General features: G+C 72.0%; 22 protein-coding genes. 10 read left to right on the top strand and 12 right to left on the bottom strand.

Annotation, left to right across the window (positions count from 1 at the left end):
• Positions 1-202 precede the first annotated feature (202 nt).
• Entirely contained in the window at positions 203-1,702 is a 1,500-nt protein-coding gene (locus tag AB0H12_RS27555; protein WP_499626585.1) for an MFS transporter, read from the bottom strand.
• A gap of 109 nt (positions 1,703-1,811) precedes the next feature.
• Between AB0H12_RS27555 and AB0H12_RS27550 the strand changes: the two genes are divergently transcribed.
• Positions 1,812-2,483: a winged helix-turn-helix transcriptional regulator gene (locus AB0H12_RS27550; protein WP_499626583.1), complete on the top strand. Its 672-nt coding sequence runs from the start codon at positions 1,812-1,814 to the stop codon at positions 2,481-2,483.
• 141 nt (positions 2,484-2,624) lie between these two features.
• On the opposite strand, the gene AB0H12_RS27545 is transcribed toward AB0H12_RS27550, so the two are convergent.
• From AB0H12_RS27545 to AB0H12_RS27525, 5 genes are all read right to left on the bottom strand, one after another.
• Positions 2,625-3,050, bottom strand: a complete 426-nt coding sequence (locus tag AB0H12_RS27545) for an SgcJ/EcaC family oxidoreductase (RefSeq protein WP_499626582.1) — start codon at positions 3,048-3,050, stop codon at positions 2,625-2,627.
• A 1,048-nt stretch (positions 3,051-4,098) separates the two neighbouring features.
• The gene (locus AB0H12_RS27540; protein WP_499626580.1) at positions 4,099-4,605 is read right to left on the bottom strand and encodes a pyridoxamine 5'-phosphate oxidase family protein; all 507 of its coding nucleotides are present in this window, start codon (positions 4,603-4,605) and stop codon (positions 4,099-4,101) included.
• Positions 4,606-4,644: 39 nt separating this feature from the next.
• A complete protein-coding gene (locus AB0H12_RS27535; protein WP_499626579.1) occupies positions 4,645-4,791 on the bottom strand; it encodes a hypothetical protein in 147 nt (48 codons plus the stop codon).
• A 140-nt stretch (positions 4,792-4,931) separates the two neighbouring features.
• Positions 4,932-6,194 (bottom strand): hypothetical protein, encoded by a 1,263-nt coding sequence (locus AB0H12_RS27530; protein ID WP_499626578.1) that lies wholly within the window; start codon positions 6,192-6,194, stop codon positions 4,932-4,934.
• A gap of 296 nt (positions 6,195-6,490) precedes the next feature.
• The gene (locus AB0H12_RS27525; protein WP_499626577.1) at positions 6,491-7,282 is read right to left on the bottom strand and encodes an SAM-dependent methyltransferase; all 792 of its coding nucleotides are present in this window, start codon (positions 7,280-7,282) and stop codon (positions 6,491-6,493) included.
• Between the two features lie 214 nt (positions 7,283-7,496).
• Between AB0H12_RS27525 and AB0H12_RS27520 the strand changes: the two genes are divergently transcribed.
• Positions 7,497-8,138, top strand: coding sequence for a hypothetical protein (locus AB0H12_RS27520; protein WP_230565957.1), 642 nt, complete (start codon positions 7,497-7,499; stop codon positions 8,136-8,138).
• A 275-nt stretch (positions 8,139-8,413) separates the two neighbouring features.
• Here AB0H12_RS27520 and AB0H12_RS27515 read toward each other — a convergent pair whose 3' ends face one another.
• On the bottom strand, positions 8,414-10,000 hold the full coding sequence (locus AB0H12_RS27515; RefSeq protein ID WP_499626574.1) for an amidohydrolase: 1,587 nt from the start codon (positions 9,998-10,000) through the stop codon (positions 8,414-8,416).
• Between the two features lie 73 nt (positions 10,001-10,073).
• On the opposite strand from AB0H12_RS27515, the gene AB0H12_RS27510 reads away from it, so the two are divergent.
• Complete coding sequence (locus tag AB0H12_RS27510; RefSeq protein WP_499626573.1) at positions 10,074-11,021, top strand: methionyl-tRNA formyltransferase; 948 nt, start codon at positions 10,074-10,076, stop codon at positions 11,019-11,021.
• On the opposite strand, the gene AB0H12_RS27505 is transcribed toward AB0H12_RS27510, so the two are convergent.
• From AB0H12_RS27505 to AB0H12_RS27495, 3 genes are all read right to left on the bottom strand, one after another.
• The gene (locus AB0H12_RS27505; protein WP_499626571.1) at positions 11,005-11,934 is read right to left on the bottom strand and encodes an AF_0692 family protein; all 930 of its coding nucleotides are present in this window, start codon (positions 11,932-11,934) and stop codon (positions 11,005-11,007) included. The two genes, AB0H12_RS27510 and AB0H12_RS27505, sit on opposite strands and share 17 nt — an antisense overlap.
• 68 nt (positions 11,935-12,002) lie before the next feature.
• Positions 12,003-12,656, bottom strand: a complete 654-nt coding sequence (locus AB0H12_RS27500) for a response regulator (protein ID WP_499626569.1) — start codon at positions 12,654-12,656, stop codon at positions 12,003-12,005.
• Positions 12,653-13,696 (bottom strand): sensor histidine kinase, encoded by a 1,044-nt coding sequence (locus AB0H12_RS27495; RefSeq protein WP_499626567.1) that lies wholly within the window; start codon positions 13,694-13,696, stop codon positions 12,653-12,655. The genes AB0H12_RS27500 and AB0H12_RS27495 overlap by 4 nt, the downstream gene beginning before the upstream one ends.
• Positions 13,697-13,768: 72 nt before the next feature.
• Between AB0H12_RS27495 and AB0H12_RS27490 the strand changes: the two genes are divergently transcribed.
• Positions 13,769-14,431: an HNH endonuclease family protein gene (locus AB0H12_RS27490; RefSeq protein ID WP_499626565.1), complete on the top strand. Its 663-nt coding sequence runs from the start codon at positions 13,769-13,771 to the stop codon at positions 14,429-14,431.
• A 117-nt stretch (positions 14,432-14,548) separates the two neighbouring features.
• Here AB0H12_RS27490 and AB0H12_RS27485 read toward each other — a convergent pair whose 3' ends face one another.
• Positions 14,549-15,340: a hypothetical protein gene (locus tag AB0H12_RS27485; RefSeq protein WP_499626563.1), complete on the bottom strand. Its 792-nt coding sequence runs from the start codon at positions 15,338-15,340 to the stop codon at positions 14,549-14,551.
• A gap of 151 nt (positions 15,341-15,491) precedes the next feature.
• On the opposite strand from AB0H12_RS27485, the gene AB0H12_RS27480 reads away from it, so the two are divergent.
• Together AB0H12_RS27480 and AB0H12_RS27475 are read left to right on the top strand one after the other, a co-directional pair.
• A complete protein-coding gene (locus AB0H12_RS27480; protein WP_499626561.1) occupies positions 15,492-16,976 on the top strand; it encodes a CYTH and CHAD domain-containing protein in 1,485 nt (494 codons plus the stop codon).
• 87 nt (positions 16,977-17,063) lie between these two features.
• Entirely contained in the window at positions 17,064-18,650 is a 1,587-nt protein-coding gene (locus AB0H12_RS27475; protein ID WP_499626559.1) for a beta-N-acetylhexosaminidase, read from the top strand.
• Between the two features lie 37 nt (positions 18,651-18,687).
• On the opposite strand, the gene AB0H12_RS27470 is transcribed toward AB0H12_RS27475, so the two are convergent.
• On the bottom strand, positions 18,688-19,998 hold the full coding sequence (locus AB0H12_RS27470; RefSeq protein WP_499626557.1) for an aldehyde dehydrogenase family protein: 1,311 nt from the start codon (positions 19,996-19,998) through the stop codon (positions 18,688-18,690).
• A 136-nt stretch (positions 19,999-20,134) separates the two neighbouring features.
• Here AB0H12_RS27470 and AB0H12_RS27465 point away from each other — a divergent pair, with 136 nt between their 5' ends.
• From AB0H12_RS27465 to AB0H12_RS27450, 4 genes are all read left to right on the top strand, one after another.
• Positions 20,135-21,547 carry a GAF domain-containing protein gene (locus tag AB0H12_RS27465; RefSeq protein ID WP_499626556.1) on the top strand — a complete coding sequence of 471 codons (1,413 nt, stop codon included), beginning with the start codon at positions 20,135-20,137 and terminating at the stop codon, positions 21,545-21,547.
• A gap of 61 nt (positions 21,548-21,608) precedes the next feature.
• Positions 21,609-22,208 carry a DUF402 domain-containing protein gene (locus tag AB0H12_RS27460; protein WP_499626554.1) on the top strand — a complete coding sequence of 200 codons (600 nt, stop codon included), beginning with the start codon at positions 21,609-21,611 and terminating at the stop codon, positions 22,206-22,208.
• On the top strand, positions 22,205-22,819 hold the full coding sequence (locus AB0H12_RS27455; RefSeq protein WP_499626552.1) for a nucleoside/nucleotide kinase family protein: 615 nt from the start codon (positions 22,205-22,207) through the stop codon (positions 22,817-22,819). Before AB0H12_RS27460 ends, AB0H12_RS27455 begins: the two co-directional genes overlap by 4 nt.
• Before the next feature lie 19 nt (positions 22,820-22,838).
• The gene (locus AB0H12_RS27450) at positions 22,839-23,114 is read left to right on the top strand and encodes a DUF6412 domain-containing protein (RefSeq protein WP_230565970.1); all 276 of its coding nucleotides are present in this window, start codon (positions 22,839-22,841) and stop codon (positions 23,112-23,114) included.
• Positions 23,115-23,130 lie beyond the last annotated feature (16 nt).

The raw sequence follows: 23,130 nt of genomic DNA, 5'->3' as shown, positions 1-23,130 counted from the left end.
GCTCCGGACGCGACCACAGCTCGTCGGTCAGGATCGCCGCACGCACGCGAGGGTTCTGCGATGCGTTGTGGCGTCGGCGAAGCCGGCACGCCAGGTCGATCTGGACCGATCTCTCGGAGCAGTGTGTGGTGGGCCGGGTTTGCGGGCGCACAGCCGAACGGGGGTGGTGGGCTCGTGCCCACCACCCCCGTTCACAGAGTGCTCAGCTCTTCTTCGCGCCGGCCGCCGGGGGCTGGGCCGGGGCCGCGCTCGGAGCGCCGCCGGGGGCCGCACCACCGGGGGCCCCACCACCGGGGGGCGGGCCCATCGGGCCTGCGGGGCGGGGCGGGATCATGAGGCCCACCACCACGCCGACGATGGCGAGGACACCGATCACCCACATCGTGGCCGCGAAGCCGCCCGTGAACGTCGTGCCCGACTCGTAGTCGCCGCCCGCGCTGGCGAAGACGCTGCCCAGCAGGGCGATGCCGAAGACGCCGCCCAGGTAGCGCAGCATGCTCACCACGCCGGACGCCTGGCCGATCTCCTGGGGCTTGACCGAGCTGACCACCGCCTTCTGCGTGGCCGGGATCGCCAGCGTCAAACCACAGCTGCCGATGGTCAGCGGGATGATCAGGGCCACGTAGCTGATGTCGGCCGTCACGATCACGGCCGTGGTGATGGCGCCGATGGCCTGGAGCGCCATGCCGCCCGCCACCATGACGCGGTCGCCGAGCTTGTCCGCCAGCATGCCCGCGAACGGGGCCAGGATCAGCACCGTCACGGTGAACGGCATCATCCGCAGGCCCGCCGCCAGCGGGCCGTGGCCCTGGCCGTTCTGGAGGAACTGGGCCAGCATGAAGTTCGTGCCGTAGATCTGGGCGAACACGAAGAAGCTGCTCATGTTGCCCGCCGAGAACGCCCGCAGCTTCAGGAACCGCAGTGGCATCAGCGGGGCGGGCGCCTTGCTCTCCCAACCCAGGAACGCGCCCAGCAGGACGACGCCGACCACCAGCGACACGATCACCTCGGCGCTGCCCCAGCCGGACGCGTCCGCCCGCTGGAAGCCCCACACCAGGCCGAACACGCCGGCAGTGACGAGCACGACACCCAGCAGGTCGAACCGGATGTTCGGGCCACGCGACTCCTGGACCTTCGCGGCCACGAGCCCCATCGCGATCAGGCCGATCGGGATGTTGATCCAGAACACCCACTCCCAGCCCACCTGCTCGGCGAGCAGACCGCCGACGAACGGGCCGAGGAAGGTGCCCAGACCGGTGATGCTGAGGAAGATGCCCAGCGCCTTGCCGCGCTGCTGGGGCGGGAAGGCGGCGCTGATCTGGGTCAGCGCCATCGGCAGCACCAGTGCCGCGCCGACACCCTGCACGGCGCGGGCGCCGATCAGGAAGCCGCTGGTAGTGGCCAGCGCGCAGGCCACCGAGGCGAGGGTGAAGACCCCTAAGCCGGCGATGAAGACCCGCTTGCGGCCGAACCGGTCACCGAGCGCCGCGCCGGTGATCAGCAGGACCGCGAACGTGAGGTTGTAGGCGTTGACGGTCCACACGAGCGAGTCGAGGGAGGCGTTCAGGTCGACCCGGAGGGTCGGCAGCGCGGTGGAGACCACCAGGCTGTCGAGCGAAATCATGAAGGAGGCCAGGGAGGCCAGGCCGAGGATCCACTTCTGTGCAGACGTGATCCCGGACGGGGGTGCGGACGTGCTCACAGCGTCCCTCCGCTACTTGTGGACTTGGTTCCGCCGTAACGTAGTAGCAGTCACTCCTGAAAAGCAAGTAGGTACCCACTTTGTAGGAGAATGAGCTACCGTCTAAGGTATGGCGACAAGGCGGACCTACGGCGGTGGCTGCGCGATCGCGGGCGCCCTCGATGTGGTCGGCGAGCGGTGGGCCCTGCTCGTCGTCCGCGAGCTGGTGCTGGGCCCCAAGCGCTACACCGACCTCCAGGCGGGACTGGGTGGTGCGAGCCACAACGTGCTGTCCCAGCGACTGCGGGAGATGGAAGAGACGGGCGTCGTCCGCAGACGTCGGCTCGGTCCGCCGACCAGCGCCTGGGTCTACGAGCTGACCGACTGGGGCCGGGAGCTGGAACCGGTCCTGGTGCACCTGGGCCGCTGGGGCAGGCGCTCCCCCTTGCACGAGCGGGACATCCGGCCCGATCTCAGCGTCGACGCCTTGGTCCTCGCCTTGCGCGCCCACTTCGAGCCGGAGCGCGCGGGCGACCTGGCCGCCCGCTACGCCGTACACCTCGGGGAGGACCGCTTCGTCGTCCGCGTCGCCGACGGCGAACTGCACGTGGAGCGCGGCGAGTGGCACGACACCGACGCCTCGGTCGTCACCGACATCGCGGGCTTCACCGCGCTGGTGATCCACAAGAAGCCCTTCGCGACCGTGCTGGACGAGGGTGGGGCTCAGGTCACCGGTGACCGGGAGGCCGTGGAACGCCTGCTGTCCGCGCTCGCCGACCCGGTCGCCACCGCAGCCCGCTGAGGGCTCGACCCGGACACCGCCGAAGTTCGTCGCACGGCCTGCCTTGCGACGGAATTTCGTGAATTCCCGGACCCCGAACGCGCTCCAGCCCGGCCGATTTTCCGGCCGGGCTGGAATCTTTTTACGCGCAAAGGCCCACCGTTACTCGCCGGGCAGCGGCGTGTCGGCCAGACGGCCGTTCTGGTAGGCGGCGATCAGCCACTTGCCGTCCTCCCGGGCCAACACCCACGTGGCGCGCAGGGCGCGTTCCGGGGACGGCTCCGACTGCCCCGGCGCCAGCACACCGCCCTCGGTGACGACGACCGCGGTGTCGTCGGTCAGCAGCCTGGAGACGACGATGTTCTGGAGCAGCGTGGTGCCCTTGTGCGCGGACTTGAACTGCTCGACCGCGACCTTGCGGATCACCTCGCGGCCCCGGAAGAAGCGATCGCCGGACAGCACCATGGTGGCGTCGGTCGTGTAGAGGTCGGCGAACCCGTCGGGATTGTTGTCAGCCCACGCCTCGGCGATACCGTCGATGACGGCCTTCAGTTCCACGCCGGTGGCTTCGGTGGAGATGGTGGTCATGCTGGCGTGCCTCCGGATGTGCGGTTTCGGAAATACCCGTGGCACCATTCTGTCGAGGCCGAACCCGCCTGAGCATCTCCGAGGTTGCTCTGCGAAATTCGCACAAAACTAATAATCCGGGCAACGCGTAACCCGGAGTCGCACCAACTCCGGCACGGCGCGCGTGTCGGCCGGCGACGGCGGCCTGGGGCGCGACGAACAGTTCGAGGAAGCGCTCGGCGCGCGCGGTCTCCCGGAGGAGGACAGCTGCCCAGCGGCGCCCGCCCCGGCCGGGCTCGGGGCATGACAGCGTCGAGCGTCACGGGCGCTCGCCCATCCGCAGCACGACCCGCCCGGTGAACCGCGCGGTCCCGGCTGGGCCGAACCTCGCCTCGAGCGAGAGCACCACGGAGTCGGCGTTGATCGGCGCGCGCCGAGCGGGGGGCGAGCGACTGCCCCGCCGGCCCCGCGGGGCGGTGATCACCGGTTCGAGTTCGTGGCCCCCGGTCGGTCAGCTCGTACACCCGCGCGGCGGCAGCTTGCGGTGGCACACATCCGTCGTCGTACGTCCGCTTGGTGGCCCCGTGTACGCCCTACCAGCGGTAGTCCTGAAATTGGGGTGAAAGGTTGTTTTCTAGGAGCAAGTGGTTGTAGATTGATCCCCGACCCGCTGACGCTCACCGGCCTCCCCCCTCCGGTGAGCCTGCGGGGCGCGGCGGTCGACCGCTCACCCCCCGGATGGTCGACCGCCGCGCGAGACCATCACCGAACACGTCCACCGCCGCGCCTGCTGGCCTCCATGCGCCGGAATGGCGGTTCCCGGCGGCGGCGTTCGCCGCACTCGGCGGGCGGTGAACGGGGCCGCTCGACACCCGCCACCACGAGCTCGCGCTGTGCGCGTTCCTGTTCGCCGTCCTCGCGCGCCGGGCGGCCGAGCACGTCGCCCAAGCGATCCGGATCTACGCCACGGCCGGGCCGGACCGTGCCCAAGGCCGGGACGTGCCGGGCCCGTGATGGTGGACCCGGTCGTCGGTGGGTGTCCGTGATCGTTCCCCGGTGATCGCCGCCGTCAGAAGCGCCAGCGGGTGGGCGCGAACTTGTCGCTGGTCGGAAAGCCGAACACGGTGACCGGCTCGACCTCGTAGACGACGAAGGGGCCCTCGCCCGCGGTCGGCGCCGCGTAGGGGGCGGTGAACGCGGTGCCATCGACGGTCACCGGCCAGCCGTACTTCGCCTCGTACGCGGCGGCGACGTCCTGGAGCCGCTGCGGGTCGGTGACCCGCTCGGCCTTCCCCTCGACGACCAGGTCCAGGTCGTCGCAGGACGTCGCGACCGAGCAGTGGGCGTCGACCTCGAGGTTGCGGCTCTTGCGGGCGGTCGGGTCCGACGAGAGGTACAGCGCCTCGTCCACCCAGACCGCGAGCACGGGCCGCAGGTGCGGCTGCCCGCCCGGGTGGTTCGTCGCGGTCCAGTACGACTGCGACCCGGCCAGCCGCTCACGCGCCTCCGGCCACGGCGCCGGCCTGCCCCCGTCGGCGCCCAGCACCTGCGCGGAGGCGGGCTCCTTGGCGTTCACGGTCGTTGCTCCTCTCGGACTTCTTTCGGATGAGGGAGATCAGGCACGCCGAGCAGGTAGCCCGGCGGCCGGGATCAGGTCGCCGCGGTGCTCGACGAGGTCGGCCAACAGCGTGCGCACCTTCACGCCGGGCACCGCGCCCGCATCCGTCCAGACGGCCAGTGGACCGAGCACGTCGAACCGCACGTGAGCACGATAACGCCTCGCACACCGGGGGATGCGGCGCGATCCGCGGGGGAACGCATTGCCGGAACGACTGGTCCGCGAGCCGGTTCTCCGTGGTGGCCGACCTGGACGTCGCCGGCACCTTCCTGATCGGCGTGGGGTCAGGCGGGGCGGGCGGAGCGGCAGCTGGGGGCTTGGCAGCCCCAGGTGGTGGAGGTGCCGACGGTCACGAGGGCGGCGTGGGCCAGGAAGCGGTCGCGTTTCGTGCGTTCGTCCAGGTTCGCGCAGTCGCACAAGGGTTCGGGGCCGGTCTGCTCGTCGTGCGCCAGGCCCATGTAGCCCCGTGGGATGCCGAGGCCGTTGGCGATGTCGGTCAGGGTGTCGTAGGACTCGACCTTGGCCCCGGAGAGGATTCGGTCGACGTCGTGACCCGGTTGGCCGGTCAGCGCGGCGATCCGGTCGCGCGGCACGCCGTGGCGCGTCAGGAGCCGGTAGACGGTGGTGATGTCGCGCAACGCCAAGGCCTCCCGCATCTCGTGCTGCTCCCACAGGTCGGGCAGGTCGGGGCGCGGGTGGACGGCGGGGCGCACCGCGCGTTCGGCCACGGCGGGGCCGGGCGCGGTGGCGGCGGTCCACTCGGCCCAGGCCCACTCCGGTTCGGCCGGCTTCGCCACGGCTCGCGGGTCGGCGGCGGACAGGGCCACGCCGTGGACGCCGTTGCGGAAGCGGTACGGGACGGCCGCCGACGCGGGGATGCCGCACGTGGAACCGGCCAGGATCGCGGCGACCGACTCGCTCGGCGGGCCGCCTCGCCAGTACAGCTCCAGCACGTCGCCGACGACGACGCCGTCCAGCCAGGCGGCGCCGCGCCACAGCGGCAGCCGGCGGAGCACGCCGCTCATCAGGTCGGCGGGCAGGTCGGGTGGTGGTTGGGACTCCCGCGGGTCGAGGCGGTCGGTCAGGGCCAGGTCGACCGGCAGGCCGGTGGCGACGGCTCGACGCCAGCGTTCCCGCGTCACGCCGAGGAGGCGCACTTCGCCGTCCGGGGAACGCAGGTCGAGGTGATCGCGCCGGGGGTGGGCGCGCAGTCCGGGCACGCCGCGGACCCGGTCGCCGGCGACGACCGGGAGCGCTTCGGTCAGGAGCTGGTCCAGCGCGGCGTCGTGGACCCGCAGGCCGAGCACCTTCGCGTCCGGCCGCACGCGGCTCACCAGGGACGTCGGCCGCAGGGAGTGGCCACGGCGGCGCATGCCCGCCATCGCGCGGTTGGCCGCCGCCAGGAGCGACGCCTCGAACCGGCGTTGGCCCGGCAGGCAGGCGCTGGGCACGAGGGAGTCGGGCTGGGCGCCGCCGCGTTGCCTGCGCACCATGTTCGGTGTCTCGCCGGTGCACCAGTAGCGCTTGGCCAGAGAGCTTGTCGACACGAGGAACCTCCGCGGACGCCGCCCGGTCGACGCCACCGGGCTCGACAACGCGCGAGCGCACGAACACGAACACGCGGACGCGCGAACGCACTGGCGCCGAACCCCGGGAAGAGGCGGACACGCGGGACGCGTTCGTTCGAACGCGCTCTGGAGGCACCCACTCCATCCGGGTCAGGAGGAGCCTCAGTGGCAGCCGCGCCTGCCAGGTCACAAAACTACAACAGCGATGTTGGCCGGTGGGGCTCGATCACTCGAAGGTGCGAACTCGTGGGGAGGCGAGGGGATGGTGGGTGGGGTCAGAGTTTGCGGCCCACGGCGGCGAGGCCGGCGAAGCGCTCCGGGTGCTCGTCGACGTCTTCCGGCGAGGCGGGACGCCACAGCGGGAGGTGCACGACGCCCGGCTCGACCAGCTCGTAGCCCTGGAAGAGCGCCTCGACCTCGGACTTGGAGCGCATCGTCATCGGGGTGGCGGTGCGCCGCCGGTACAGGTCGGTGTGGTCGTCGGCCTGGGTGTCCTGGCCGTCGTGGGTGGCGTGCGAGATGACCAGGTAGCTGCCCGGCGGCACGGCGTCCCGGTAGGCGGCGATGATCTTCGCCGGGTCGTCCTGGACGAAGTGCAGCACCGCGACCGTCATCACCGCGACCGGCTGGTCGAAGTCGAGCGTGCGGGCGACCACCGGGTCGGCGAGCACCTCGTCCGGGTGGCGGAGGTCCTCCTGGACGACGGTCGTCTGCGGGTCGTCGCCGAGGATCGTTCGGCTGTACGTCACCGCGATCGGGTCGTTGTCGACGTAGACCACGCGGGCGGCGGGGTCGGCTTCGCGGGCGACCTCGTGGACGTTGCCCACGGTCGGGATGCCGGAGCCGAGGTCGAGGAACTGGGTCACGCCCCGGCTCACGCAGAACTGGACGGCGCGGCGCAGGAACGCCCGGTTGGCCTGCATGATCAGCGGCAGTTCCGGCCACATCGAGATCGCCTGCTCGGCCATCTCGCGGTCGACGGCGAAGTTGTGCGCGCCGCCGAGGTAGTAGTCGTACACCCGGGCCGCGCTCGGTCTGGTCAGGTCGATGTCCGGTCGTTCACCCACGGATTGCTCCTTCCCCCGGCCGGCAGCTTAGGCGTCGGCGTGGTGTGGGCGGTCGCGTGGTGTCCGGTCGCGTGGTGGGGGTGGCGGGGGCGCCTGCCTTCGAGACTAGGCCGATCGCGTGCTACCTGCGGATACCCCGTTCGCGGGCCCCGGATTGTCGGACCCCCTCGGTAGAATCGAACACGAGTTCGAGCGCGTGCGAGGGGAGCTTGTCGTGGAGCCGATCAGCGTCACCGCCCTGTCCTTCACCGAGTACGTCATGAGCGGTCAGCGTGGCCGGATCAGCATCGTGTCCGAGCAGCGGCGCATCTACCTGTCGTCCGAGCAGTGGGTGGCCGGGTTCTACAACCCGATGCGGGACGCCATGCGGCGGGCGGCCAACTCGCCCGACCCGGCGGCGGAGTTGGACAAGGCGGTCGAGGCGGCGCATCGGCAGCCTCGGGCCGGGCAGCCTCGGGCGTTCGAGGAGCTGAGGGAGGGGTTCCTGCCGTGGTTGCGGTCGACCAGGGCGACCGGTGTGCCCACGTCGGCGGCCAAGTGGCGAACGGGTGACCTGGCGTTGCGGGTTCGGCCGCACCTGGGGTTGCGGATGCCGGACGGGTCGCGGGCGGCGGTGTTGGTGTACGTCAAGGAAGCGCCGATGACGCAGGAGGCGGCCAACATCGGGTTGCGGATCCTGCAGCAGGCGATGCCCGACACGTTGCCGGGCGCGACGCCGGAGGTCGTGCCGTTGGTGTTGGACGCGCGGCGGGGGCGGGCGTTCCGGATGTCGCGGCGGACGAACCTGGCGAAGTTGGACGCGTTGATCGCGGCGGAGGCGGCTGGGTACGTGGTCCATTGGAGGATGAGCGCTTAGGTCGAGCCGGTGCGGTTCGGGTCGGCTGCTCGGGGTCGAGTTCGGCTCTGGGTTGGGGCGGCTGCTCTGGGTCGAGTCCGGCTCAATGTGATGGGGCCCTTACGGGCACCCCAGGCAGGCTAAAGCCGGGCAGGCATGGCGGGAAGAGCACCCGCCAAGCCTGCCCGGCTTCGTCCAGCCCATGGCACCCGAACCCATGTCAGATCGGGCCTAGGTGGGTCCGCTGCGGGTTCGTCGTGGTGCAGCGGGGATTCGGGCCGTTGTGCGGTGGCGGGTTAGGCGGAGAAGGTGGCGGGGTTGTGGGTGAAGTGGCCGCCGATGACGGTGGCGGCGATCTTGATGTCGCCGATCTTGGAGATGTCGGTGGTCAGGGGATTGGCTTCGAGGATGGCGAAGTCCGCGAGCTTGCCCGGGGTGATGGTGCCGAGCGCGTTTTCCCGGCGGCAGGCGTAGGCGGCGCCGATGGTGTAGGCGGCGAGCGCTTGTTGGACGGTGATCGCCTCGTCCGGGCCGATGGGGTTGCCCTCTTTGGACCTTCGTTCGGCCATGAACTGGATGGCGCGCAGTGGTTTGCCGTCGGCCACCGGGCGGTCCGAGCTGCCGGCCAGGACGATTCCGTGGTCGAGGAAGGACTTGCCCCGGTACATCCAGGGTGAGCGTTCCGGGCCCATGATCTTGGCGTAGTCGTCGCCGTAGGCCCACAGGAAGGTCGGCTGGATCACCGGGATGACGTCCAGTTCGGCGATGCGGGCCAGTTGCTCCGGGCGGACCAGGCCGCAGTGCTCGATTCGGTGCCTGGCGTTCGGGCGGGGAAGGGTTTGTCGGGCTTCGGAGAGGGCGTCGAGGGCGAAGTCGACCGCGCGGTCGCCGATGGCGTGGACCGCCAGTTGCCAGCCGGCCGTGTGGCCGTCGACGATCGCGGCGCGCATGAGGTCCGGGTCGTCCTGCAGTTGGCCCGATGTGCCCATGCCCTCGTACGGCGAGGTCAACGCCGCTGTGCGGGCCATCATGCCGCCGTCGGTCCACAGCTTGAGCGGGCCGATGGAGAGGCGGTCGTCGCCCAGGCCCGTTCGGAGGCCGAGGGGCACGGCGCGGCGGATGCCGTCGTCGGCGTGGGCGGCCACCGGTTCCAGGCGGTCGGCGGAGACCATCAGTTGGATGCGGATGGGCAGGGTGGCGCGTTGGTAGGCCTCGACCTCCAACGGGCTGCTGCCGATCAGGCCGCCGCCGACGCCGGCTTCGGCGGCCAGCACCACGCCTTCCCGCAGGCACTGGTTCGCGCCGGACTCGACGTCGGTGGCGATGTCGTCCAACGAGTACGGGAGTCGTAGAGCACGCACGGCGGTCTGGGCGGCTTCGGCGAGGAAGCCGGTCGGGGCGCCGGTCGCGTCACGTCGGGCGTCGCGCAAGGCCGAGGCGGGGAGCACGGCGAGCACGTCGCTGCTGACGACGCACGCGTGGCCGGAGAGGTCCTGCACGTAGACGCGCGGCCCGATCAGGTCAAGGTCGCGCGAGGTCAGCGGCCGGTCGAGGGCGCGGTGGTCGTAGCCCGCCGCTTCGACCCAGCCCGAGGCGCGCGGCGCGTCGCGCAGGACGTCCAGGACCTGCGCGACGGTCCTGCAGGAGGAGACGTCCGGTGTCCTCGCCGCACGTCCGGCCCACGCGAGGTGGTTGTGGGCGTCCACGAAACCCGGCAGGACGACCGCGCCGTCGAGGTCGACCACGCGGCGCGCGGGCAGGTCGGCGACGTCGTCGTCCAGGCCGACGACCCTCCCCGCCCAGACACCGATCACCGACGCCACCGGCCGGGCCGGGTCCATGGTCACGACCCGCCCGCCCACCACCTTGAGGTCAAGGATCACCCGCAAAGGCTAGCCCACGAGCACTTAGGTTAGGGTTGGATAACTTAGGCGAGCCTATCCAAGGAGGAGCTCCATGCGGGTCGTCATGTTCGGCTACCAGACCTGGGGTCACCGCACGCTCCAGGCGCTGCTGGACTCCGAGCACGAGGTGGTGCTGGTCGTCACGCACCCCAAGAGCGACCACGCCTACGAGCGCATCTGGAGCGACTCGGTCGCGGACCTGGCCGCCGAGCACGGCGTCGAGACGATCATCCGCAACCGGCCTGACGACGACGAGTTGTTCCAGCGCCTCAAGGAAGTCGAGCCGGACGTCATCGTCGCCACGAACTGGCGCACGTGGATCCCGCCGCACATCTTCACCCTCCCCAAGCACGGCACGCTGAACGTGCACGACTCGCTGCTCCCCGCCTACGCGGGCTTCTCGCCGTTGATCTGGGCCCTCATCAACGGCGAGAAGGAGGTCGGCGTCACCGCGCACATGATGGACGACACCCTGGACGCCGGCGACATCGTGCTCCAGCGCGCCGTCCCCGTCGGCCCGCGCGACACGACGGCGGACCTGTTCCACAAGACGCTGGAGCTGTTCGGGCCGATCACCGTGGACGGCCTGGCCGAGATCGCCAAGGGCCGCACGGACTTCACCAAGCAGGACCGGTCGAAGGCCAGCTTCTTCCACAAGCGCGCGGAGGAGGACCTGCGCATCGACTGGACGTGGGGTGCGGAGGAGCTGGACCGGCTGGTGCGCGCGCAGTGCGCGCCGTATCCGAGCGCGTTCGCGTTCCACAAGGGCAAGCGGCTGGAGATCGTGGAGGCCGAGGTGTCCAAGGAGCGCTACGGCGGCACGCCCGGTCGGATCTTCTACCGCGAGGGCGACGGCGTCGCGATCGTCGCGGGCGCGGAGGCTCGACGCGGCCGCAACCACGCCCTGCTGGTCAAGCGCGTGCGGACGGAGGACGGCGTCGAGCTGGGGGCGACGGAGTACTTCACGCACATGGGCGGGTACCTCACGAGTCGACCCTGAGCGAAGCCTGGCGCACGACGAACAGGAAAGCCCAGGTGAGGACGATCAGGACGGCGTGGGCGATGAGGGGCCCGGGCGACTTCTCCACCAGGATCCAGCCCAGCCACGTGTAGGTGACCAGGGCGCCGGCCGCCACCGCGAACCGGTGGGCGGCGCCCCAGGTCGTGCTTCGGCCCCACCAGGTCAACGCGGTGGCGGCGATGATCGTGAGGGCGATCTTGAGGCCGAAGCCGGTCCAGTCCTCGGGGACGGCGACGAAGATCGAGGACACCAGGAACGCGCCGAAGCCGAGGGTGCCCGGGCGGGGCACGGGTCGGTCGGTGGTGGCGCGCGGTCGGATCAGGAAGGCGATGGCGATCAGCGCCACGACGACGAGGGTGGCGCCGAGGCGTTGAGCCGGCGTGGCCATGAAGTCCTCTTGGGCGAGGAGGATCCGGAAGACGAGGGCGGAGCCGGCGAGGAAGACGAGCGCGAGGACGACCAAGCCGGTCTTGCCGAGCCACGGTGTGGTGCGTCGACGCCAGGCCAGTGACTCGACCAGGGCGATCGGCACGCCGATGCTCCAGACGGCGTGGCCGACGACGAACGAGTAGCCGTTCAGCGCGCTGATCCCCAGGACCGGGATCGGTGTGACGGCCTGGAACTGGTACTCCTCGAACGCCGGGTTGAAGAGCGACTGGTCCAGCAGACCGGCTTCCAGCACGCCGTAGGCCAGGCCGAGGGTGAGGATGGTCGGCCAGCCCCGACCGGTGCGCCGGACGACCTCGCGGATCAGCAGCGCTCCCCCGCCGTACATCGGCGCGAGGACGATGAGCGCGCCGATCTCGGACAACGGGAGGTTGCCCAGGACGTACTCGCCGATCAGGGGCGCGAGGAGGAACAGGATCAAGGCGGCGCGGACGTTGCGGGACATGCGGTGGAACGCTAGGAGCGCCTCGGGCTCGGCACATCGGGCTTGAGAACGGTGTCCGGCCTCCGCCTTCAGACCGAGCGCGGGCGGACGAGTCCTACTTCGTAGGCCAGGACGACGGCTTGGACGCGGTCGCGGAGGCCCAGTTTGCGCAGGATGGCGGACACGTGCGTCTTGATCGTGGCCTCGGTGAGGACGAGGTGCTCGGCGATCTCGGCGTTCGAGAGGGCCAGTGAGACCAAGCGGAGCACTTCGATCTCACGGCTGGTCAACGCCTCCAGCGCGCGGGGGGACGGCGCCGGGAAGGTGTCCACGAAGCGGTCCAGCAGGCGGCGGGTCACCGAAGGCGCGAGGAGGGCGTCGCCGCGCGCGACCACGCGGACGGCTTCGACCAGTTCGGGTGGCCGCACGTCTTTGAGCAGGAAGCCGCTCGCGCCGGCGCGCAGGGCCGCGTAGACGGAGTCGTCCACGTCGTAGGTGGTGAGGACCAGGACGCGGGCTGGACTGCCGGAGGTGACGATGCGACGGGTCGCCTCCAGTCCGTCCACGGTGGGCATCCGGACGTCCATCAGGACGACGTCCGGCTCCAGGGACGCGGTGAGGTCCACCGCTTCGACGCCGTCCGCCGCCTCGCCGACGACGTCGAGGTCCTCGCGTGCTTCCAGGATCATGCGGAAACCGGCGCGCACCAACGCCTGGTCGTCGGCGACGAGGACGCGGATCACGCGGTCACCGCCAGCGGGAGGCGGGCGCGCACGCGGAAACCGCCGTCGGGCAGCGGGCCCGCGTCGACCGTGCCGCCGAGGAGCGCGGCGCGTTCGCGCATGCCGGTGATGCCGCGCCCGAAGGCGGGCACGCCGCCTCGGCCGTCGTCGCGCACTTCCAGTTCGAGCACGCCGGAATCGTTGCGCACCACCACTTCCGCACGGCCGGCGCGGGCGTGGCGGAGGGTGTTGGTGAGGGCTTCCTGCACGATCCGGTAGGCCGACAGGTCCACGCCGGCGGGCAGCGGCACGGGTTCCCGGTTCACCTCGACGTGCAGGCCGGCGGCGCGCAGCGGTTCCACGAGGTCGGCCAGCCGGTCCAGGCCCGGGCGTTCCTCCGGTCGCACGGCGCCGAGGACCTTGCGCAACTCTTCGAGAGTCGCCCGGCCCGTCGCGTCGATCGAGCGCAACGCCTCCCTGGCGCGGTCGGGTCGTCGGTCGAACACGTCGTCCGCCGCCGCGGCCTGCACCACGATCACCGAGACGCCGTGCGCGATGACGTCGTGCAGTTCCCGGGCGATGCGGGCTTGTTCCTCGCCGACCGCCCGTTGCGCCGCTTGCGCCAACGCGACCCGGCGACTGCGCACGGCTTCCCCCACCGCCGCGACGACCACGGCGACGGCCATCACGAACTGGGTGTCCTCGGGGGTCGTCGTGCGGAAGTTCAGCGAGATCACGCCGAGCAGCAAGACCAAGGCGGGCAAGGAGGACTTCGGTGGACGCGCGGCGGCCAGCGAGCCCATGGCGACGAGCGCGGCGAGCGGGAAGACCGTCATCGGCGCGACGAGTTGCACGACCAGGCCGCCGACCAGCGCGATCCCCATGACCGGCACGGGATTGCGGCGTCGCCACCACAGCGCGGCGCCGGACACCACCGCGATCAGCGCGGCGGACACCGTGATCGCGGTGGTGGAGGTGGACGTCCCGACCACCACGAATGCGACGAGCACCGCGACCGAGGCCGGCACGAGCACGTCGAACGACTGTCGAATGCGGCGCACGGTTCGGGATTATTCCGGACGATTTCGGCCGCGGTGTTCCGCTCGGCGCGATCATCGCTGATCATGGGGTGCATGAGCGGCAAGCGGTCGACAGCGGTTGTCAGCGGTGTCCTGGTGCTCCTCATGGTCATCGCCGGCTGCGGCGCCGACATCCTCGCTCCGAACACCCCCACCACCGCCCCCGTGCCGACGGGTCCGGCTTCGCCCGGCGACGACCCGGCGGCGCAGTTGGCGGCGTTGACCTTGGCGCCCGAGGGGAAGATGACGGGCTACAGCCGCGACCGGTTCCCGCACTGGAGCGGCCAGGGCGACGGGTGCGACACGCGGGACGTGGTGTTGCAGCGGCAGGGCGCGGACGTGCAGACCGGTGACCGCTGCAAGATCACCTCGGGGACCTGGACCAGCGTCTACGACGGCAAGGTCGTGACCGACGCGGGTGAGCTCGACATCGACCACACGGTGGCGTTGGCCGAGGCGTGGCGTTCGGGCGCGGACAAGTGGACCGACGAGCAGCGGGAGAAGTTCGCCAACGACCTCGGCGGGTTGCAGCTGATCGCGGTGACGGCGGCCAGCAACCGGTCCAAGGGCGACCAGGACGCGGCCAAGTGGAAGCCCCCGGTCCAGGCGTACTGGTGCACGTACGCGCGGGCCGTGGTGTCGGTGAAGACGCTGTACGAGCTGACGGTGGACGAGGCGGAGCGCGACGCGTTGGCCGCGATGCTCAAGACGTGCTGAGGGCGCGGCAATGCTTCGCGGGGGTCCCCGCCCCGGGGATCCCCGGTTTTGATCCTGCCACGAGGGACTGACGAGACCGCGGCGTCGACGGCCGGCCGTGGACGACTCGCGCGGGGCTCAGGGGCGCAGGGACTCGAGCTGGTCGACGATGTCCGTGTACGCCTCGGCCCGGCGGACCCAGGCGGCGAAGCCGGAGGTGGCCGAGGGGATCTCGCCCAGTGGTGAGATCGGATCCGCGACGCCGTACTCGAGGCGGTAGGCGACCAGGGCCACGGCGGCCTCGACCCAGCGGGACGGGTCGGGGGTGGTGATCTCGCCGAGGCCGACGCGGAACCACAGTGGCAGGCGGGTGTCGGCGGCCAGGGCGCGGTTCAGGCGGCGGCGGGCGATGTCCAGGACTTCCTGGCGCGCCTTCTCCCCCGCCACGACGGCCTCCGCGCGCCACGGCTCCTCGGCGGCGAGCAGGTCGGCGGCCAGCCGGTGGGAGGCGGCCCTCGCGCCCGCCTCCTGCGCGTTGACCCGCCACTCCAGGTTCTGCACCTCGTGCTGCAACGCGTCGCGCTCGAAGCGCGGCATGCGGCCGGCCGAGAGCTTGGCCAGCCCGGCGTCCCGCTGCTGCGCCAGCGACTCGTACTCGGCGACCTCGGCCCGCAGGTCGGCGCGGACGGAGTCGGCCAGCAGCTCCTGCTCGGCGTCCCACGCGGCGCGCAGCGCGTTCACCGTGTCGGCGATGCCCTCGGTCGAGTCGAGGTCCTCGTCCGGGCCCGAACCGGCGCCGGACAGCCTGCGCTCCAGCACGTGCAGGCGCGCGCTCACCCGACCGAGCTCGGCCGTCAGCGCCTGGGTGGTGGCGACGAGATCAGCGACGGTCGGCTCGACCTCGTCGAGCCGTTCCTTCTCAGTGGGCACGCGAACCAGCCAACCGCACCGGGAGGCCGTGTCCAGGGACAGAACCGGAAAACCACGCGTACGGGCCGACACAAACCCCCGGCCTGGTTAACGTTCGATCACACACCGTGACAACAGCATGAACCCGCACCAAACGGTGTATGCCTGGTACATGTCGAGGTCGGTGCACGAGACGGAACGCAAGTACGAGGCCCCCGGTGGCGCCGCGCTGCCGGACCTGGCCGACCTGCCCGGTGTGGCGGCCGTGGCGGGACCGGAGGAACAACGCCTGGAAGCGGTCTACTACGACACCGCCGACCTGAGGCTCGCCCGCGCCGGGTTGACGTTGCGCCGCCGCACGGGCGGTGACGACGCGGGCTGGCACCTGAAGCTGCCGGCGGGCGTGGACACGCGCGAAGAGGTGCGGTTGCCGCCCGGCCGCGCCGCCAAGCACCCGCCCAAGCAGCTCGGCTCGCTGGTCCAGGTGCACGCGCGCGGCCAGGAGTTGTCGCCCGTCGCACGCATCCAGACCACGCGGCAGCGCTGGCAGCTCGTGGACGACAAGGGCCGCCTGCTCACCGAGGTGGTCGAGGACCTGGTCTCCGGGCAGTCCCTGGCCGACGACTCGCTGGTCGACTCGTGGCGCGAGATCGAGGTCGAGCTGGGCGAACGCGGTGACGTCGCGCTCCTGGACCGGGTCGAGGCACGGCTGGCGGACTCGGGCATCACCCGGTCCACGTCGTCGGCGAAGCTGGGCCGCCTGCTGGCCGACCGGATCGCCACCACCACGCCGCCGACCACGTCGGACAAGTCCGCCGGTGACGTGGTGCTGGCGTACCTGCGCGAGCAGGCCGACGCGTTGAAGCAGCAGGACCCCAGGGTGCGCCGGGGTGAGGACGACGCCGTGCACCAGATGCGGGTGGCGACGCGTCGGATGCGCAGCGCGCTCCAGGCGTTCGGCACGATCGTGGAACGCGACGACACGCGTCAGCTGACCGACGAGCTGAAGTGGCTCGCGGGCGTGCTCGGCGAGGCCCGCGATCTCGAAGTGCTGCGCACGCGCTTCGAAGACCACGTCGCCGGACTCGACGATGAGTTGGTGCTCGGCCCGGTGCGCGCCCAGCTCACCCGGCACTTCGCGCCGTTGGAGGCCGCGGCGCACGAGGCGGCCGTGGCGGCGTTGGACAGCGAGCGGTACTTCGCCCTGCTCGACGCGGTCGACGCGCTGATCGCCGAACCGCCGTTCACGCCGGCGGCGGACGCCAAGGCCGCGAAGGCGCTGCCCGACCTGGTCGACAAGACCTACCGCAGGCTGGCGAAGCGGGCCGAGGGCGCGCACGACGACGTCGAGCTGCACGAGGCGCGCAAGGCGGCCAAACGGCTGCGGTACGCGGTGGAGGTGTCCGAACCGCGGATCGGCAAGCGGGCCAAGGTGTACCGCAAGAAGGTCAAGGCGGTCCAGGAACTGCTCGGCGAGCACCAGGACGGCGTGCTGGCGCGGCCGGTGCTGCGCGAGCTCGGCGCGAAGGCGCAGCTCGACGGGGGGAACGGCTTCACGTTCGGTGTGCTGCACGGTCTGGAGACGGCCGCGGCGCAACGCGTGGAGGACCGGTTCCCCGCCGCGTGGCGCGGTCTCGGCAAGCCGAAGCTGCGGTAATTGGTCTGGACCTTGACACGTCCTGGCGCGGCTGAAACGGTGGCGTGAGCCGCCGCTCGGTGATCCACGCCGGCCAGGAGGACGTCAGTGCTTCTCACAGAAGGCGCCGGACGGCGCGGGTTCGGTCGAGCGCTCGTCGCGCTGCTGTTCGTGGGCGCGGTGGGCGCGGCGGTTCCCGCCCAAGCAGCTCCGGAGACGCCGTTGCAGCACATCGTGCCCGCTCCCGTCACTGTCACCCCGCGGCCGGGCGTGACGTTCACGCTCAGCGCGGACACCAGGATCTACACCCACCCCGGCTCGGCCGGCGCGAAGGAGGTCGGCGAGTTCCTCGCGGGCGTGCTGCGCCCGTCGACCGGCTACCGCCTGCCCGTGGCGCCCGGCGCGTCCGGCCGGCACATCTCGCTGCTGCTCGTCGGCGCCGACGCCCGCGTCGGCGCCGAGGGCTACCAGCTCGACGTCACGAAGCGGGGCGTGCTGATCCGGGCCCGGACGGCGGCGGGCCTGTTCGCGGGCGTGCAGACGTTCCGGCAGCTCCTGCCCGCGAAGGTGGAGGCGAAGACCAAGCAGCCCGGGCCGTGGACCGCGGCCGGGGGCCGGGTGCTGGACTACCCGCGCTACGCCCACCGGGGCGCGATGCTCGACGTGGCCCGGCACTTCTTCTCCGTCGACGAGGTCAAGCGGTACATCGACCAGATCGCGCTCTACAAGGTCAACCGGCTGCACCTGCACCTGACCGACGACCAGGGCTGGCGGCTGGAGATCAAGAGCTGGCCCAACCTCACCGCGCACGGCGGCAGCACGGAGGTGGGCGGCGGTCCCGGCGGCTTCTACACCCAGGAGCAGTACCAGGACCTGGTGGCCTACGCCGCCGCACGGCACATCACGGTGATCCCGGAGATCGACATGCCGGGCCACACCAACGCCGCGCTCTCGTCGTACCCGGAGCTGAACTGCGACGGCGTCGCGCCGCCGCTCTACACCGGCATCGAGGTCGGCTTCAGCTCCCTGTGCATCGACAAGGACATCACCTACCGGTTCGTGGACGACGTGCTGCGCGAGCTCGCCGCGTTGACGCCGGGCGAGTACCTCCACATCGGCGGCGACGAGGCGCACGCCACCACCGACCCGGACTTCGACCTGTTCATGGACAAGGTGCTGCCGCTGGTGGCAGAGCACGGCAAGACCGCGACCGGCTGGCACGAGTTCGTGAAGGCCGGTCCGCCCGCGTCGGCGGTGCCGCAGTTCTGGGGCACGAAGACGGTCGCGCCGGACATGGTCGAGGCCGCCGCGCGTGGCAGCGAGATCGTGCTCTCGCCCGCGACCAAGGCGTACCTGGACATGAAGTACGACGCCGACACCCGGCTCGGGTTGAGCTGGGCCGGGTACACCGACGTGCAGGACGCGTACGACTGGAACCCCGGCGCGTACATCGAGGGCCTGCCGGCCGAGGCGGTGCGCGGTGTCGAGGCGCCGCTGTGGAGCGAGACCATCACCAACACCGCCGACCTGGAGTTCCTGGCGTTCCCGCGCCTGCCCGCGATCGCGGAGCTGGGCTGGTCGCCGTGGTCGACGCACGACTGGGACCGGTTCAAGGTCCGGCTGGCGGCGCAGGCCGACCGGTGGGACGTGATGGGCGTGAACTACTACCCGTCGCCGCAGGTGCCCTGGAAGTAGTGCCCGGTCGGGGGAGGCGGCCCGGGCGTCGCCTCCCTCACCACGGCTTCTCCACCAGGACGGTCTTGGTCTGCTGGTAGTGGTCGATCGCGGCGGGGCCGCCGATGTCGGAGCGGAACGTGTTCAGCCACACGCGGCGGGCGTGGATCCGCCGTGCGACGCGGTCGGCCACGGCGGTGTCCCTGGACCAGACGCCCGCGCCGACGCCGCGCGCGGTCTCGTTCGCCGCCTTCACCGCGTCGTCGAGGTCGTCGAACCTGGTCAGCGACACGACCGGGCCGCCGACGTCGGTCCCGTCGAGGCCCGTCCGACCCTCCAGGATCGTCGGCGTGACGTAGTACCCGCCGGCCAGCTCGCCGCGCAGGTCGGCGCGCTCGCCACCGCGGACGAGCCGGGCGCCTTCCCGCTTGGCGGTCTCGACGCGCCCCACGAACTCGTCCACCTGCTCGCGACTGGTCAGCGCACCGATGGTGGTCGCGGTGTCGAGCGGGTGGCCGGGCCGGATCGCCGCGGCGCGCTCGGTGACGTCGGCGAGGAACCGGTCGTAGACCGCGCTCTGCACCAGCGCCTGGTCGAGGGCGAAGGTGGTGACGCCACGCAACGCCTTGTCGTAGAACGCGTCGCGGTGCGCGGCCACGTCGGCGAAGAAGACGTGCGGGTGCCTGCCGGTCTCCGACGACCCGCGGGTCAGCCCGTTCACGACGTTGACCACGCCGGGCGGCAGCAGGTCGGCGATCAGGCCCACCAGCACGTGGATCGACGCGGGCGTCTGCTCGGCGGGCTTGAGCACCACCGCGTTGCCCGCCGCCAACGCGGGCGCGAGCCTCTCCGCCGCCATGAGCAGCGGCCGGTGCCACGGGACGACCTGGCCGACCACGCCGAGCGGCTCCGGGAAGTGGTAGGCCGTCAGGCCCTCGCCGGGCCGCGAGATGCCGCCCTCCTGGGCTCTGATCACGCCCGCGAAGTGGCGGAAGCGGTCGACCACCGACGGCAGGTCGGCGGCCAGCGCCTCTCCGATCGGCTTGCCGGTCTCCCAGGTCTCGGCCACCGCGAGCGCGTCGAGGTGGTCCTCGACCCGGTCGGCGATCTCGTTGAGCACGTTCGCCCGTTCGGCGGCCGACGTGCGGCCCCACCGGCGGGCCGCGCCGTGCGCGGCGTCCAACGCCCGGTCCAGGTCCCCGGCGGAGCCCCGGGCCACCTCGGTGAACACCTCGCCGGTGACGGGGGTGTGGTCGGCGAAGTAGCCGCCCTCGGCCGGCGGCACGTACTCGCCCCCGATGAAGTGCTCGTACCGGTCCCGGTACGACACCACGCTGCCCTGCGCGCCCGGCGCCGCGTACCTCGCCATGTCCGCCCCCTCCTCGCGTTGGTCGTGGGGCAGCAGCGTCGGACGCACGACGTTGCAACCGCGTTGCACCCGAACGGATCAGCGTTTCGCTTGCCGCGACCGGCGCGGGCGGGTCATCCTGGTCGGGGAGGCGCCCATGCAACCGGACCCGCGACGGCTCGCGCACGTGCACGAGGCGGTGCTGGGCGGAGGCCGGGCGCACGAGGCGCGTGAGCTGATCCTGGAGTCGTGGCGGCGTTCGCTGGCCGCGCGCGTCGACCCGGACCGGCACGAGCCGCCCGTGGTGCTCGACCCGGCCGAGGTGGTCGACCGGCGCGGCACGCACCCGATCGCGGCGGCGCTGCCGGTGCTGCGCGAGACGTTGCTGGGCTTCGCCGACGAGGCGCAGCACGTCATGATCGTCACCGACGCGGACGGCAACATCCTGTGGTGCGAGGGCACCAACCCCGTGCGCTTCCTGGCCGAACGGGTGCGGCTGATCGAAGGCGCGTGCTGGGCCGAGGACGCCATCGGCACGAACGCGATGGGGACGGCGCTCGCGGTGGGCAAGCCGGTGACGGTGCACTCCGCCGAGCACCTGGTGCGGACCTACCACGGGTGGACGTGCGCGGCGAGCCCGGTGCGCGACCCGGACACCGGCCGCACGATCGGCGTGGTGGACGTGAGCGGGCCGGTGAGCAGCACGCACCCGGCGCTGGTCGCCCTCGTGTCCGCCGCCGCCCGGTTGGCCGAGGGCCAGTTGCGGGCGCGGTCGGCGACCCGGGACGAGCGGCTGCGGTCGGTGAACATGCGGCACCTGATCGGCTTGCGCGGCGAGCCCGGCGCGTTGCTGAGCCCGAGCGGCCGGGTGCTGGCCGCCGAACCGCACGGCCTGCTGGAGGCGCGCGTGGACGTGACCGGCGAGACCGTGCGGCTGCCCGATGGACGGGAAGCGCTCCTGGAGCCGTTGGACGAGGGGTACCTGCTCCGGGTGCCACGACGGGGCACGCGAAGACCCGTGCTGTCGCTGCGGTTCCTGGGTGATCCGAAGGGGTCGCTGGACGGGCGGGCGCTGCCGCTGTCGTTGCGGCACGCGGAGCTGCTGACGGCGCTCGCGCTGCACCCGCGCGGGCTGACGGCGGAGCGGTTGGCGCTGCACCTGTACGGCGAGCGCGGCAACCCGACGACCGTGCGGGCCGAACTGCACCGGCTGCGCGCCCAGCTGGGCGCGGTGCTGCTGACCAGGCCGTACCGGCTGTCGGCGGACGTGCGCGGCGACTTCCTGGCGGTGCGTGACGCGCTGCGCGCCGGTGACGTGGGCACGGCCGCGGCGGCGTACCGGGGCGAGCTGCTGCCCCGGTCCGAGGCGCCGGTGGTGTGCGAGGAGCGGGAAGACCTGGCGGCGGCGTTGCGCCGGGGCGTGCTGGAGCGCGGGGACGTCGAGGCGCTGTGGGCGTTCGGCCTGGTCGCGGAGGACGTGACGGTGCTGGAACGCCTGGTCCGCCTGCTGCCCCGCACGGACCCGCGCCGCGCAGTGGCAGCCACGAGGTTGCGGCGAGCGCTGGGGTAGCGCACACGCGAGGTCGCGTCGCCGGAGGCGGCGCGGTTCAACGCGGCACTAGCCTGATCACATGGGGTACTTCCAGCCGGGGGACGTGGCGTTGCGCCGCGAGGTGTTGCACGGCGAGCCGTGGGCGGTCACGCCGACCCGGGTCGTCGAGGACGGGCCCGACCTGCTCGTGGTGTTCACCGCGCCGGGCACCGAGTTCGGCTTCTACCCGCACCCGCGCACCCACCACTGGCAGGAGTTGGGCCGCACGCGATGGAAGGGCATCGGCAAGCTCCAGCTGCACCGGCCCGGCGACGCCTACTCGGTCGACCTGTACTGGCGGGGTGACGACCGCCGGTTCGCGGGCTTCTACCTCAACCTCCAGGAGCCGTTCCGCCGCACCGCGCTCGGCTTCGACACGCTCGACCACGCGGTGGACTTCTGGGTGCCGGTCGAGGGCGACTGGCAGGAGCTGGACCGCGACGAGTTCGAGGAGATGGTCGCGGACGGCAAGTACGACGCCGCCGAGGCCGAGCGGATCCGGCGCACCGCCAAGGAGGTCGAGGAGATGCTGACGGCCGGCACGACGTGGTGGGACCCGGCGTGGGGCGCGTGGGAGCCGGACCCGGACTGGCCGGTCCCGGTGCTGCCCGCCGGCTGGGAGGACCACCCGCTGCCGTGAAGGTCGTCCCGCTCTCGCCGCAGACCCTCGTGGACGAGTTGGTCGGGCGTGTCGACGCGTTGCCGCGCACGACGTGGGCACGGGTGTTGATCGACGGCGCCGTGCCGACCGAGCCGGGCGCGCTGGCGGACGCCCTGGTGGAGCCGCTGCGCGCGCTGGGACGTCCGGTGCTGCGGGTGTCGGCGTGGGACTTCCTGCGGCCCGCGTCCGTGCGGCTGGAGTACGGGCACGAGGATCCCGACTCGTTCCGCGACTCGTGGCTGGACGTGGGCGGGTTGCTGCGCGAGGTGCTGGAGCCGCTCGACCCCGGCGGGTCGGGGCGGGTGCTGCCGGCGTTGTGGAACGCGGCCACGGACCGGGCGCACCGGGCCGAGTACGTGACGCTCGGCGCGGGCGGGGTGCTGCTGCTCGACGGCACCGTGCTGCTGGACAAGTGGCTGCCCGCGGAGCTGACCCTGCACCTGCGGCTGTCGCCGGGCGCGCTCGAACGGCAGTTGTCCGACGAGTGGCGGTGGACGCTGCCCGCGTACACCTCCTACGAGCCGCACGCCGATGTGACGGTGCGCTACGACCACCCCGCGCGGCCCGCCCTCGTGGGTAGAGTGGACTGAGATCCGGGGGAGGTGGGGAATGGCCAGGCTGCGGCTGCTGTTGGCGCTGTACCTGCCGGCCCTCTACGCCCTCACCCTGCTGAGCACGCCCACCGAGGTGCTGGCCGCCGTGACGGCCGTGGCCCTGGTCGTGCTGCTGCTCACCGCCACGCCGGTGGTGCAGGCCGCGCCCGCCTGGGTGCGATCGCTGTCGATCCGCGAGAAATCACTGCGCGCCGCGTTCCTGCGGCTGCGCGACCCCGACGCGGCGGGCCGTCCCCGTCCTCGAGCTCCGGGACTGGGCCTCAGCTCCTGAGGCCCGCAGTTCCCCT

Origin of the sequence: Actinosynnema sp. NPDC023794 (assembly GCF_040639675.1) — a bacterium.
Lineage (GTDB): Bacteria > Actinomycetota > Actinomycetes > Mycobacteriales > Pseudonocardiaceae > Actinosynnema > Actinosynnema luteola.
The sequence above is the reverse complement of the archived record's forward strand: the minus strand, read 5'-3'. Positions and strand labels throughout refer to the sequence as shown.